A 13,587-nucleotide genomic window follows, 5' to 3' on the forward strand; every position below is an offset into this window, starting at 1 on the left:
CCGGCGCTAAAAACGGTGCGACAACGTCAGATGGAGTCGGGTTGATGAACACAAACAATCTGGGATTTGCAGGCAAAGTCGCCTTAGTCGCAGGCGCCAGCAAGGGTATCGGCGCGGCCACCGCCCGCGCCTTTGCGCAGGCCGGCGCATCCGTTGTCCTTCTTTCCCGCTCGCAGCCGGCGGTCGAGGCGTTGGCGGTTTCCATCCGCCAGGCGGGCGGCGACGCACTGGCGATCGCTGCCGATGTCGGCGACGAGAGTGCTATGAAGCAGGCGCTTGCAAGTGTGATGCAGCACTATGGCCGGCTCGACGCCGCCTTCAACAATGCGACGGATGGAACCATGCCGGCCCCGCTTGCCGATCTCGATATCGAAGGGTTCGATCGCGGCATCCGCACCAACATTCGCGGCACCTTTCTCGGCATGCGTTACCAGATCGAGGCGATGGCGAGGGGCGGTGGCGGTGCGATCGTCAACATGGCGTCGGTTGCCGGCATCAACGGCACCTCCGGGCTTTCCGCCTATGTCGGTGCGAAGGCCGGGATCATCGGGCTGAGCAAGGCGGCGGCGCTGGACTATGCCGACCAGGGCATCCGGATCAATGTCGTTGCGCCCGGGCCGATCCTCACCCACCATCTCGAGGCCGCCGGCGCGGACATCCAGCGGCACGCAGCACTTTCGACGCCGATGCGGCGGCTTGGCCGGGTGGAGGAGGTGGCCGCCGGCGTGCTCTGGCTCTGTTCCGATGCGGCGAGTTACATCACCGGCGTGGTGCTGCCGATCGACGGGGGCATGACGGCGGGCACGAAAGTGCCTATGAATTACCGTCGAGGCGAGCCGCCTCGGCCGGCTGAACCCTGAGGTGCCTGTGGACTGGGAAGAACTCCATCTTGTTCAGTACTTGTTCCGCCACGGCTCGCTGAGTGCAGCCGCCCGTGCGATGGGCACCACGCAACCGACGCTCAGCCGTCGCCTCGAGGCTTTTGAGCAGAAGACGCGCAAAACACTGTTCGAGCGGCAACCGGGCGGCCTCGTGCCGACCGCCGTGTGCCTCTCCATCCTTTCTGCGCTCGAGCACATGGAGGCGAACGCGCTTGCGGTGGAGCGGCGCCTTGCGGTGCAGGACGACGCACTTGAAGGCACCATCACCGTGACCAGCCTCGACTGGATCGGAGACTACCTCTTGGCGCCGATCCTGACCAAGTTTGCAGCAATGCATCCCGGCGTCAGCATTCACCTTTTGAACGATGGCCGGCGCTTCAACCTGTCCAGGCGGGACGCAGACATCGCCTTGCGTTTCGGCAGTTTCGACCAAAACGATATCGTCGAGCGCAAGGTTGCCGATGTCGCCTACGGCCTGTTTGCAACAGAGGCCTACCTTGATTGTTTCGGCCATCCGGATGTTGCGGGCGAAGGCAGGAACCAGACGATTGTCGAGCTGGTGGAGGTGCCTGTGCGGGTATCGCTCTCGACCTGGCTGAAAGATCTTTTGCCGGAGGCGAGAGTGCTGCTGCGCACGAATTCGATCCGCTCGCAATTGAGTGCGGTTGAGACCGGACAGGCACTTGCCACGCTGCCGCACTTTATCGCCGCCGGCCGGAATGGCCTTGTGGCCCTTGACCTCGGCGTTGCCGCGCCGGTTCTGCCGCTGAAGCTCGGTGTTCACCCGGAATTACGTGAATTGCCGCGGGTGCGAAAGCTCATGGATTTTGCCGTATCGCAGTTCGCGCCCCTGCGGGTGAGCCTCAACCCGTCAGGCTGAAGCGCCGGCGGACCAAGGCGCGACGCGTTTGCTGGGCACTGCAACGAATGCGCGAAATTTTCTTGGCTGTCGATGTCGGGAGATGACGACGTCATGCGTCTTAATCTCGAAGGCGGTGCTCAACCGCGCTGACAACAAGGAGATTGAGAATGTTTCGTACCGCTTTGATCGCTGGCGCCCTGCTCATGTCCGGCACTGCCTTTGCCGAGGCTGAGACCGTCGAAGTCAACGGCATGAAGATGTATTACGAAGTCTCGGGCGAGGGCGAGCCGCTCGTCGTGCTGCACGGCGCCTACATGAACATTCCCTCGATGGGTGCGATCATCCCGAAGCTGGCCGAGACCCACAAGGTCTATGCAATCGAGTTCCAGGGCCATGGCCGCACCACCGATATCGATCGCCCGATCACCTATCCGAACCTCGCCGACGACGTCGCCGCCTTCATGGATGCGGTGAAGCTGGAGAAGGCCGATGTCTTCGGCTACTCGATGGGTGCGGCTGCCGGCCTGCAGCTGGCGATCCGCCATCCGGACAAGGTGAACAAGCTAGCCGCCGCGTCCGTCGGCTACGATGCCGAGGGCTGGCAGCCGGAATTCAAAGCATTCATCCCGCAGATGACTGTCGAGATGTTCGTCGGCATGCCCTTTGCCGAAGACTACCGCAAGCTTGCTGCCAATCCGGATGGGTTTCCCGATCTGGTCAAGAAGCTGATCCAGCTCGAAAAAGAACCGATGGCCTGGGAGCCGGATGTCAAGGCACTGAAGACCCCGGTTCTCGTCGTCGCCGGCGATGCCGATGTGGCGACGTTGGAGCACACGGTGGCACTGTTCCGCCTGCTTGGTGGCGGCGCCATGGGCGACATGGGAAAGCCGCTGTCGCCTTCGCGGCTCGCGATCCTGCCGGCGACGTCGCACACCGCCGTCATCAACCAGACGGAACTGTTGGAGGCTTTCATCGAGCCCTTTCTGAAGGGTGAGACACCGAAGGGCATGTTCCCGTGACAACAACGAACGGCGCCATCTTCGCAGGTGGCGCCGCCCTCCTATGGTGGATAGCTTCTAGCGCAGGCGCCTGCCGTCTGCGTCGAACACCAGAGCGGCTGTGGGTTCGAAACGGGCGGCGATGCTGTCGCCGGACTTCAGGCCGCGGCCGTTTTTTGTTTCGATGATGATCAGTTCGCCGTCGCCGTCGCCGTGCCGGGCATAGGCAAAGGTCTCGCCGCCCAGATGCTCCAGCATGTCGATCGTCAAATCGAGGCTCGCCGAGCCGCTGTCGCCGAAATGCTCGGGGCGAATGCCAATGGTCACGGTGCTGCCGGGCGTTACGTCCTTGACCGCAATCGGCAGCGTCGCATTGCCGAAATCCGCCAGGCGGACATGTCTCTCCCCGCCCGCGTTTGTTTCGACGATCCCCTTCAAAAAGTTCATCTTCGGCGAACCGATGAAACCGGCGACGAAGAGATTGGCCGGATCGTCGTAGAGGTCGAGCGGCGAGCCGACCTGCTCGACCACGCCGCCGCGCATGACGACGATCTTGTCGGCAAGCGTCATCGCCTCGACCTGATCGTGGGTGACGTAGATGATTGTCGTCGCAAGCTTCTTGTGCAGCCTGGCGATCTCGATACGCATGTGCACGCGCAGTTCCGCATCGAGGTTCGAGAGCGGCTCGTCGAAGAGAAAGATCTTCGGGTGCCGCACGATCGCCCGGCCGATCGCCACGCGCTGGCGCTGGCCGCCCGAAAGCTGTTTCGGCTTGCGGTCGAGCAGCGGCCCGAGTTCCAGGATGTTCGCCGCTTCGCCGACGCGTTGTGCGATCTCGGCCTTCGGCTCGCCGGCAAATCGCAGCGCGAAACCCATGTTCTCCCGAACCGTCATATGCGGGTAGAGCGCATAGGACTGGAACACCATGGCGATGCCTCGTTTCGACGGATCGACATCGTTCATGCGCTCGCCGCCGATCGTGAGATCACCTGACGAGATCTCCTCCAGTCCGGCGATCATCCGAAGCAGGGTCGACTTGCCGCAGCCGGATGGCCCGACGAAGACGACGAACTCACCGGTCTTGATGTCGAGGTCTACACCCTTGATGACCTCGAAGTTGCCATAGGACTTTCTGACGTGCTTAAGTTGGAGTTCGCTCATGCAGCCGCCGCCTCGTCCGACACCGCCGAAAGCTCCAGCCTCACGGTTCCAAGCCGCGTCGAGGTCACCGCGACGGCGATGCCGCCGGCAGCACCCGTCGTTTCCAGCCAGAAGCCGGTCGAACCGCCCTGGAAGATCAGGCGATCGGGGCCGAGCAGGCGGGCAGGGCCGGTGACTGTCACGTCGACCGCGTCATTGAGGAAGGGCAGGATGTTGCCGGCCTGATCGAGCGCGCGCACGATCACCCGCACGCTGTCGCGCCCTTCGGCCCGAAGCGCCGTGCTGTCGGGGACGACTTCCAGCGCCGTCGGCACCGGATCGGCGACCATGCGGAGGTTGGCGACGGGCTCGCCGTCGATAAAGCCGGTGAAGGCTGCGTCATCCCACTTCATGCCCCAGACGCCGAGTTCGTCCTTGGTGAAGTGGCGATGGTCGATGACGACGGGCGGGTGCGGCAGATGCGGGAAGTTCTCGCGGTCGGGACCGACGCGCTTGACGAGCGATCCGTATTTCAGCTCGACCTCGTCGCAGTTGGTGAGCACGATCAAGGGCAGCACGCCGCCGATGTTGCGCTCGCCGCGTGCCCAGAAGGTGACCGGCTTCATCACCACGCCCTCCGACGGTTCACATTGGCTGGCATAGACATGGGCCGCGAATTTCGGCTGGCGGAACATGTCCATGACACCGTGATAGCAGATCCGGTCGCCGGAGCCGAAGTCCTTGTGGGTGTTGTAGTCGAACATGCACCAGCCGACGGCGCCTGAAATGCTTGGGTCGCCATAGGCCGCGTTCAGCACTTCCAGGTGCCGGCGCACATGCTCTGCCTGCCGTTGCTCCTGGTCGTAGATCTTCGTCGGAAACATGTGGCCGCCGAATTCGGTGATGAGATAGGGCACCTTGCGGGTGAGCCCGGTGCATTCCTGCTGCGGACGTAGCGCCGTGCGCGGGCGGTTTGCGCCCGGCAGTTCCTCGTTGCCGAGGATAAAGTCGTTCATGGTGTAGACGTCTTCGAGGTATTCGCTGTCGGTAATGTAGCGCACGCCGCCGGTCTGGCGCGTGGGGTCGAGTTCGCGTGCGAGCCGGTTGGTCTCGACGTAGAAATCATGCGAGTCCTGGGATTCGTTGATGCGTACGCCCCAGATGATGATCGACGGGTGGTTCCAGTCGCGCTCGATCATGCGGCGGACGTTTTGGATCGCCTCCTGTTTCCAGCCCTCGCCGCCGATATGCTGCCAGCCGGGGATTTCCTCGAAGACGAGCAGGCCGATGCGGTCGCAATGGTCGAGGAACCACTTGGATTGCGGATAATGCGAGGTGCGCACGAGGTTGCAATGCAGCGTGTTCTTCAGGATCTCGGCATCGCGCTCCTGCGCCGTGCGGCCCATGGCGTAGCCGACATAGGGGAAAGCCTGATGGCGGTTGAGGCCGCGGATTTTCAGCGGCCGTCCGTTGAGCTTGAAACCATCCGTGGTGAACTCGGCGGTGCGGAAGCCGAAGCGTGACGACAGCCGGTCGCTGCCGCGATCGCTGCGCAGCTGCGCTTCCACTTCATAGAGAACGGGGCTGTCGATATCCCAGAGCAAGAGGCCCTTCAGGCCCGTGATCTCAAGGGTGACGCTCTCGCCGCGGCTTTCACCGGCTGCTTCCGCCAGCACCTTGCCGTTCGCGTCCTTGAGGAGTGCCGTGACCGTGCCGGCAAAGTTGACGCCTTGCGGATTGCCGAGATCGCAGCGGATCGAGACGGACTTGGCATCGCTGAGCGCATCGCGGGTTTCGATCTTGAGATTGGCGATCGAAACGGCATCGGTGACCTTCAACCAGACGTCGCGATAGATGCCGGCATAGGTGAGATAGTCGATGCGGCCGCCGAAGGGCGGGATCTCAGGGTTTTCGCTGCCGTCGATCTTGACCGTGATCAGGTTGTCGCCTTCCCGCAGCTTATCCGTCAGTCTTGCTTCAAAGGGCGTGTAACCGTCCTTGTGGGCGATGATCTCCTCGCCGTTGAGATAGACGACGGCGTCGGCCATGGCGGCGTCGAACACGAGCGAGACCTCGCGGCCGTGGAACTCGCGACGCCAGGTAAGCACCTTCTGATAGGTGAAGGCGCGCTGATAGGATGCCTCGTCGAAATAGTTGAACGGCAATTCCACCGCATTGTGCGGCAGGCTGACCGATTTGCCTGCCTGCAGGCGGCCAGCGCTCGCCGTATCGAAGCCTTCGGAGAAAATCCAGGTATCGTTGAAAGAGGTAACAGAACGCATGATCATTCCTATTTGACTGAGCCCAGCATTCCCTGGACGAATTGGCGTTGCATGAAGAAGAAGACGGCGAGGGTGGGAAGTGTCGCGAGAATGGTGCCGACCATGACGACGCCGTAGTCGGGGTAGTAGGCGGAAGCGAGCGAGGAGATGACCAGCGTGATCGTCTTCTGCTCGTTCGACTGCAGCACGATCAGCGGCCAGAGATAGTTGTTCCACGCCGTCATGAAGACGATGATGAAGGCCGCCGCATAGGTCGAGCGCATGACCGGCACATAGATGAATAGGAAGATCTGCCATTCCTTGAGCCCGTCGACCTTGGCGGCGTCCCGCAGTTCCGACGGGAAGGCCTTGGTGGTCTGGCGGAAATAGAAGACGACGAAGGCAGAGCCGATGGTCGGCAGCACGACAGCGAGGTGCGTGTTGATCAGCCCCGCCTTGCCCATCATGATGAACAGCGGAATCATCAGCGCGGCAAACGGGATCATCATCGTCAACAGAAGGGCGCTGTAGATCCTATCGCGGTGGCGCGAGCGGAACATCTCGAAGCCGTAGCCAGCCAGCGACGACACGGCGAGCGTCAGCACCGTCGCGAGAATGGCGATCTTGGCCGAATTCCAGAAGACCAGCGGTGCGTTCACCTGGGTGAAGAAAGTGGCGATGTTGGTGGCAAGCGCGCTGCCCGGCATCATCCTGCCCTTGATGATGTCGATCGAAGAATTGGTCGCGCCGAGCAGCATCCAGACGAAGGGAAAGATCGAGAGAAAGGCCATCAGCCCGACGAAGCCGTAGGTGACGATGGTGCCGACGATACGTGTGGTTCCGTTGTTCATCGGTCGCGCTCCCGTGCCGCGAAGAATTGCAGGCAGGCGAGCAGGGCGACGAGCACCACGATCACATAGGAGACCGTCGCCGCGTAGCCGAAATTCGGCATGAAGCGGAAGGTCAGGTTGTAGATATAGAGCGACAGGGTCAGCGTGGCGTTGGACGGTCCGCCCTTGCCTTCGGTGAGGTTATAGACCTCGTCGAAGAGCTGGATCGTGCCGATCGTCGAGATGATCGTCGTGAACAGAATGACGGGCTTCAACAGCGGGATAGTGATGTGGGTGAAACGCGCCCAGGCGGGCACGCCGTCTATCCGCGCGACCTCGTAGATCGACTTGTCGATGTTCTGCATCGCCGCGAGATAGAAGATCATGTTGTAGCCGGTCCAGCGCCAGGTGATGGCGAGGATGACGAGCACCTTCGCCCAGAAGGGATGGGTCAGCCACGGGATCGGCGAGGCGATGAGGCCGATCGCCTCGAGCGTCGAGTTGACGATCCCGTCGAGCGCGAACATGCCCTTGAACAGCACCGAATAAGCAACCAGCGAGGTGACGCAGGGCAGGAAGATGGCGGTGCGGAAGAAGCCGCGGCCGACGAGTTTCGGATTGTTGAGCAGCGACGCCAGGATCAGCGCCAGCAGGATCATGATCGGCACCTGCACGACGAAATAGGTCAGCGTGTTCGTCAGTGCCTTGATGAAGACCGGATCGTTCCAGAGGCGGATGATGTTCGAAAAGCCGGCGAATTTCAGCATCATGCCGCGGCCGGACTGGAACGACATCCACAGCGACCAGACGATCGGATAGATCATGAAAAGGGCGATCAGCCCGAGTGCCGGCGCGACGAAGAGCCAGCCATTGACGTTGTAATATCGGCCGATGCCGCCGCGACGCGCGAGAGCCATCATCATCCCCATGGATAGCAGGAGCCGTTGGCCGCGGCGTGTTTACCGCGGCCAGGAGCAATGCAGATAATCGCCGCGGCGATTACTGGACCTGTGCGCTGACCTCGGCGTCGATCGCCTTCAGGATGTCGTCGACGGGCGTTCCCTGCTGCAGTGCCGGAAGCTGTGCGGTAACGGCCGTGTCCGCCTCGTTGGTGAAGACGCCGTAGTTGACCGAGGGGACCTTCGCGAGCCAGTCGGAGAAGTTCTGCCAGACCTTTTCGCCACCGAAGAAGGCATCGGCCTCGCCATAGGCGGCACCGCCGCGGGCAGCGAGCAGTGAGCCGACGGCGCCGCGGTCCGTAAGGATCGTCTGGTAGAAGTCGACGTCCTTGGCGTAGACCTCGTTCAGGAAGTCGATCGCTTCGGCCTTCTCGGCTGAGCTTTCAAGCACGTACCAGCTCGAGCCGCCGAGGTTCGAGGCGTGCGTCGCGCCGTCGATCGAAAGCGCCGGGATCGGCGCCACGCCCCATTTGCCCGACTGGTCCGGCTGCGCCTTGACGGTGCCGGTGATCCAGACGCCGGTGATGACGGTGGCGACATCGCCGGACGTGAAGGTGCCGACCCAGTCGGCCCAGCCGGCGGCGGGCTTGTAGATGTTGGCGGCCATGATCTTGCCGACCGTCTCAAGCGACGCCTTCAGCGCCGCGTTGCCGGTGATGTTCGTCTTGCCTTCCTTGTCGAAATACCATTGCCCGGCCGATTGCATGATGATGCGCACGAGCCCGGCGTCGGTCGGGTCGAGACCCATCATCTTCTTGCCGGTCTTGGCTTCGACCTGCTTTCCGATCTCGATGAAGCGATCCCAGGTGATGCCTTGCATGTCCTCCGGCTTGAAGCCGGCCTGCTCCAGATAGTCCTTGCGGTAGTAGAGACCGGTGACGCCGGAATCGAACGGCATGCCGTAGACCTGGCCATCCAGCGTCATCAGCTCGACCTTGTAGGGAGCGAAGCCGGAGTAATCGACGGTGCCGGAGAGCGGCGCGAAGGCGCCGGGGAAGGACTGCAGATATTTCTGCGCGCCGTAGTCCTCGATGAGAACGATATCGGGCAGGGCGTCTGCGGTGCCGGACGAGAGGCCGGTCTGCAGTTTCTGCTCGACGTCGGCCTTGGCGAAATCGACGATGTTGAAGGTCACGTCCGGGTGCGTCTTGGTGTAGCGCGCGCCGGCCTCCTTCATGATCGCGACGTTGAAGTTCGGATCCCAGCACCAGATGGTGATTTCCTTGGCCTCGGCGGCCGTGACGGCCAAGAAGCTGGCGCCTGCAAGCGCGATGGCGGCAAAGCGCGGCAGATAGGTACGCGTGTCCATAGTTTCTCCTCCCTCGAAATTCGTTCCCCGAGACGTTCCTCCTAGTCTCGGCGCGGAGTATTTCGCAAAATTCTGAAGAAGGCAATATTTCAGTAAATTTTTACCACGCGTTTTTTACCGACCGTTTTACGCACCGGGAGCGGCGGCTCTCGCCATCGTGCTGCCGCGCCAGACCATCTCGGTTCCGAGGATCACCTTCTTGGCCACGTCTCGCCCGGTCAGCCGCTCGACCAGGAGGTCAACGGCGGTCTCGCCGATCACTTCGGCGGGGATCTTCACCGTCGAAAGCGGCGGCCCGAGAAACTGGGCGACAGGAATGTCGTTGAAACTCGCCACGGCAACATCATCCGGGATCCGCAGGCCCATTTCGTGAATCGCGCGGTAAGCGCCGATCGCCATATTGTCGTTGCAGGTGACGAGGATCTTGGGCGGATTGGGCTTCGACAGCATCGCCTTGGCGAGCGTATAGCCGCTATCGGGCGTCAGCTTTTCGACCATGCAGAGTTCGGGATCGTAGAGGCCGGCCTTCGTCATCCATTGTATGAAGGCGCGGCAGCGACGCTCCGAATGGATGTCGTCCTTGTCTCTGAAAGCGTCGATCCAGCCGAGAAAGCCGATGCGGCGGTAGCCCATGCCGTAAACGCCGTCGAGCAGGCGGTTCATCGCGATCGAGACGTCGCTCATCACGCTGTCGTCGACGTCATCGTCGGGGGCAAAGTCCGCAAAGACCAGATGGCGGCTGTGCCGGCGCAGCCAATGGACCTCTTCGCCATAGTGGTGGCCGACGGCGACGACGCCGCTGGCGCCCTGCAGGATCGCGGCCTCCGGCAGGTTGCCGTTGTGGAAGACCTTGACCACCTCGATCTTCAGCGCCTGACAGCGGTTTTCGATGCCGAGCCGGACGCCGACATAATAGGGGTCGATCAGTTCCTGGGCGGGTTGAAGGAAATGCACCAGCGCGAATTTCAGGCCCTGCATTGCCCCGGCGCCGCGGCCGCGGTTGCGTGGCGTCGCATAATTCAGCGCCTCGGCCGTTTCGATGATCGCCTGTCGCTTCTTGGTGGAGATCGAGAGGGTCGGATCGTAATTCAGCACCCGAGAAACAGTCGCCGAAGAGACCCCGACAGCCGAAGCGATTTCCTTGATTGTTACCATGTCCCACGTCCTGCCCGCCGCCGCGGCCCTCCTTTCGGGCGCGGCGCAATTTTTATTTAGTAAAATTTTGCCTGGGTTTTTTCAATCGCTGGGCGTCTTATTTCGTTCATAGAACGGGACGCAACCGCGCGTGGTCACGCCGCGCGGCCAATTGCCAAGGCCTGCGCTTGCAGTTCGTCGGAAAGAAACGCCCAAAGAGCCGAGACCGGGCGGGACGCCAGACCCTGATCGTCGGCGGCGAAAAGCCCAAACTCGATCACCGGGGCAGGGGGCAGACCCTCTTCACCACCGAGAACCCGCATCGTGTTGGGACGGATGTTGAGATCGAGGAGAACGGCTACGCCGAGGCCCGCCTCGATCATCGACTGGATGGAAGACAGGCTGGCGCTCGTCAGCACCGTGCGCCAGGGGCGATCCCCGCCCTTCAGCGCCTCGATCATCTTCTGCCGCCAGGTGCAGACGCCGTCGAAGGTGATGAGTGGCAGAGGCCCTTCCGCCGGCACCTCGAAACCGCGCGCCGCAACCCATCGGAGCGGCAGTCGCCAGGTAAGGATCGCCTCGCCGTGGATCAGCGCCGGGTCGCCGATCGCGACATCGAGCCGGCCCTGCGACAGCTTCTCCGACAACACGGTGCTTTCGGTCACCGTCAGTTCGAGCGCGACATTCGGATGGCATTCGGCAAACCGTTGCAACGCTTTTGGTAGCGAGCCGACCGCGATATCCTCGATCATGCCGAAGCGGATCGGTCCCTGGACGGCCTGCCCGGCAAGCGCCCGCCGGGCGCCGGCGCTCAGGCCCAACATCTTCTGCGCATAGGGCAGCAGCACATGCCCGGCTTCGGTCAGGTCCATGCCCCTTGCATTGCGGTTCAGGAGCTTGGCGCCGAGATCGTCCTCCAGCCGGCGCAACTGCATGCTGACGGCCGCTTGCGTCCTGGCCAGCCGCTGCGCAGCGCCGCTGACGCTGCCGCATTCGGCGGTCACGACGAAGGCGCGCAAAAGGGCGATATCCAGATCATGCATATAACGATCCTTTATGAAGGTATCACAATTATTAGCGTTCCTTATTGTGCCGGGATTGTTATGTCTGTTCAAGCCCAAGGGGAGAACGGACATGGCGGAAACAGAGACGACAGCGGATAGCGCGTGGAGCGAACCGGGTGCGACGGATGACACCAACGGGCGCGTCACGCTTGCCATCGTCTTCTGCCTGCTCTCGATGTCGAGCGTGCAGTTTGGCGCAGCCCTTTCGAAGCCCGCCATGGAAAGCGTCGGAGCCTTTGGCGCAACCTGGCTACGGCTATCCTGGGCGGCCGCCTTCCTGCTCATCCTCGTCCGCCCGCCTTTTCTCCGCTACACCCGGGCGCAATGGATTTCCGCGCTTTCGCTCGGCGCGACGATGGCGGTGATGACGCTCTGCTTCTTCGCGGCGATCGCCCGCATTCCCCTCGGCCTTGCCGTGGCGATCGAGTTTCTCGGTCCCCTGACTGTCGCTGCCGTTTTCGGCGGCCGTGGCTGGCGCCTGCTTTGTCCCGTTATCGCTGCGGCCGGCGTGCTCTGCCTCTCCTGGGACGGTTCCTCCTGGGTCGCAGATACGCGCGGGCTTCTGTTTGCCTTCGGTGCGGCGATCGGTTGGGGCGGCTACATCATCCTGATGAAGCAGGCTGGCCAACGCTTCAAGGGACTGGAAGGGCTCGCCGTTTCGCTGCTGTTTGCCGCGCTCTTTGCGACTCCGTTCGGCCTGTCTCAGGTGCAGTCCGGCTTCTCCTTCGACATGCTCTTGATGACGGCCGGGCTTGCCATCCTGGTGCCGCTGCTGCCTTATGCGCTCGAATTCATGGCGCTGCGGCGCATGCAGCCATCGGCCTTCGGCATCCTGATGAGCCTGGAGCCGGCGATCGGCGCGGGTGCCGGCTTCATCGTGCTGGGTCAGGCGCTTTCCCTCAACCAGATCTTCGGCGTGGCCCTCGTGATGCTCGCGAGCGCCGCCGGAACCTTGCTGGCGAAAGCCTAGAGCGCAGCAACCAGGCTGTTTTGCCTGCTATCGGCTTTCTGAAACTCGCAGTTGAGGGCTGGCGCTTCAGCCCGCCGCGCCAACCTCTCCAAAAAAATAGGCACGTTGCGCACGACAGGCGAGATGTGCCCGTTTACAAAAGTAATATTATATGATTTTTTCTCGATGGCTGCGTGGAGGCAGCTTTCTTTGGGAGGAAATCATGAAAATCGCCAAGGCACTTGCGAGTGCAACGATCCTTGCTGCCTGCACGTTTGGCAGCGCATCCGCGGCCGATCTGGTCGTCGGCTTTTCGCAGATCGGCTCGGAGTCCGGCTGGCGCGCCGCCGAGACGACACTGACCAAGCAGCAGGCCGAACAGCGCGGCATCGACCTCAAATTTGCTGACGCACAGCAGAAGCAGGAAAACCAGATCAAGGCGATCCGCTCCTTCATTGCGCAAGGGGTGAACGCCATTCTCGTGGCGCCAGTGGTTGCAACCGGCTGGGACGAAGTGCTGCAGGAAGCCAAGGACGCGGAAATTCCGGTCATCCTGCTCGACCGCACGGTCGATTCGTCAAATGAGCTTTACCTGACGGCCGTCACGTCCGACCTCGTGCATGAGGGCAATGTTGCCGGCAAATGGCTGGTCGACACGACCGCGGGCAAGCCCTGCAACGTCGTCGAGCTTCAGGGCACGACCGGCTCCTCGCCGGCGATCGACCGCAAGAAGGGATTTGAACAGGCGCTATCCGGCCACGACAACCTGAAGATCATCCGCAGCCAGACCGGCGACTTTACCCGCACCAAGGGCAAGGAAGTCATGGAAAGCTTCCTCAAGGCTGAGGACGGCGGCAAGAACATCTGCGCGCTCTATGCCCACAACGACGACATGGCCGTCGGCGCCATCCAGGCGATCAAGGAAGCCGGCCTGAAGCCGGGCAAGGACATCCTAGTCGTGTCGATCGATGCCGTTCCTGACATCTTCCAGGCGATGGCCGCCGGCGAAGCCAATGCCACGGTCGAGCTGACGCCGAACATGGCCGGTCCCGCTTTCGATGCGCTTGCCGCCTTCCAGAAGGACGGCACCGCGCCGCCGAAGTGGATCCAGACGGAATCGAAGCTCTACACGCAAGCCGACGAGCCGCTGAAGGTCTACGAGGAAAAGAAGGGCCTCGGCTACTGACGTCGGCCGTGGCC

General features: G+C 62.3%; 12 protein-coding genes. 5 read left to right on the forward strand and 7 right to left on the reverse strand.

The genetic code is table 11. From position 1 onward, the window contains the following. The first annotated feature begins 44 nt into the window (after positions 1-44). From AC3WVQ_RS21195 to AC3WVQ_RS21205, 3 genes are all read left to right on the forward strand, one after another. Positions 45-860: an SDR family NAD(P)-dependent oxidoreductase gene (locus AC3WVQ_RS21195; RefSeq protein ID WP_113135823.1), complete on the forward strand. Its 816-nt coding sequence runs from the start codon at positions 45-47 to the stop codon at positions 858-860. Between the two features lie 7 nt (positions 861-867). Next, entirely contained in the window at positions 868-1,761 is an 894-nt protein-coding gene (locus AC3WVQ_RS21200) for a LysR substrate-binding domain-containing protein (RefSeq protein WP_162733032.1), read from the forward strand. A 149-nt stretch (positions 1,762-1,910) separates the two neighbouring features. After that, positions 1,911-2,762 (forward strand): alpha/beta fold hydrolase, encoded by an 852-nt coding sequence (locus AC3WVQ_RS21205; RefSeq protein ID WP_113135825.1) that lies wholly within the window; start codon positions 1,911-1,913, stop codon positions 2,760-2,762. Between the two features lie 57 nt (positions 2,763-2,819). On the opposite strand, the gene AC3WVQ_RS21210 is transcribed toward AC3WVQ_RS21205, so the two are convergent. The 7 genes from AC3WVQ_RS21210 to AC3WVQ_RS21240 all read right to left on the reverse strand — a co-directional run bounded on the left by AC3WVQ_RS21210 (position 2,820) and on the right by AC3WVQ_RS21240 (position 11,417). Continuing rightward, positions 2,820-3,902, reverse strand: coding sequence for an ABC transporter ATP-binding protein (locus AC3WVQ_RS21210; RefSeq protein ID WP_492382958.1), 1,083 nt, complete (start codon positions 3,900-3,902; stop codon positions 2,820-2,822). Continuing rightward, complete coding sequence (locus AC3WVQ_RS21215; RefSeq protein WP_404524468.1) at positions 3,899-6,163, reverse strand: glycoside hydrolase family 2 protein; 2,265 nt, start codon at positions 6,161-6,163, stop codon at positions 3,899-3,901. The genes AC3WVQ_RS21210 and AC3WVQ_RS21215 overlap by 4 nt, the downstream gene beginning before the upstream one ends. Positions 6,164-6,171: 8 nt before the next feature. After that, positions 6,172-6,993: a carbohydrate ABC transporter permease gene (locus AC3WVQ_RS21220; RefSeq protein WP_051659165.1), complete on the reverse strand. Its 822-nt coding sequence runs from the start codon at positions 6,991-6,993 to the stop codon at positions 6,172-6,174. Next, positions 6,990-7,889 (reverse strand): carbohydrate ABC transporter permease, encoded by a 900-nt coding sequence (locus tag AC3WVQ_RS21225; RefSeq protein WP_034789839.1) that lies wholly within the window; start codon positions 7,887-7,889, stop codon positions 6,990-6,992. Before AC3WVQ_RS21225 ends, AC3WVQ_RS21220 begins: the two co-directional genes overlap by 4 nt. Before the next feature lie 82 nt (positions 7,890-7,971). Beyond that, complete coding sequence (locus tag AC3WVQ_RS21230) at positions 7,972-9,240, reverse strand: ABC transporter substrate-binding protein (RefSeq protein ID WP_060585687.1); 1,269 nt, start codon at positions 9,238-9,240, stop codon at positions 7,972-7,974. A 126-nt stretch (positions 9,241-9,366) separates the two neighbouring features. Next, entirely contained in the window at positions 9,367-10,395 is a 1,029-nt protein-coding gene (locus AC3WVQ_RS21235) for a LacI family DNA-binding transcriptional regulator (protein ID WP_034789603.1), read from the reverse strand. 134 nt (positions 10,396-10,529) lie between these two features. Then, the gene (locus AC3WVQ_RS21240) at positions 10,530-11,417 is read right to left on the reverse strand and encodes a LysR family transcriptional regulator (RefSeq protein ID WP_492382959.1); all 888 of its coding nucleotides are present in this window, start codon (positions 11,415-11,417) and stop codon (positions 10,530-10,532) included. A gap of 91 nt (positions 11,418-11,508) precedes the next feature. On the opposite strand from AC3WVQ_RS21240, the gene AC3WVQ_RS21245 reads away from it, so the two are divergent. Together AC3WVQ_RS21245 and ytfQ are read left to right on the forward strand one after the other, a co-directional pair. After that, positions 11,509-12,408 carry an EamA family transporter gene (locus tag AC3WVQ_RS21245; protein WP_060643592.1) on the forward strand — a complete coding sequence of 300 codons (900 nt, stop codon included), beginning with the start codon at positions 11,509-11,511 and terminating at the stop codon, positions 12,406-12,408. A 202-nt stretch (positions 12,409-12,610) separates the two neighbouring features. Next, a complete protein-coding gene (ytfQ, locus tag AC3WVQ_RS21250; protein WP_034789595.1) occupies positions 12,611-13,573 on the forward strand; it encodes a galactofuranose ABC transporter, galactofuranose-binding protein YtfQ in 963 nt (320 codons plus the stop codon). Positions 13,574-13,587 lie beyond the last annotated feature (14 nt).

Source organism: Ensifer sp. EB106-05-01-XG146, assembly GCF_058791875.1.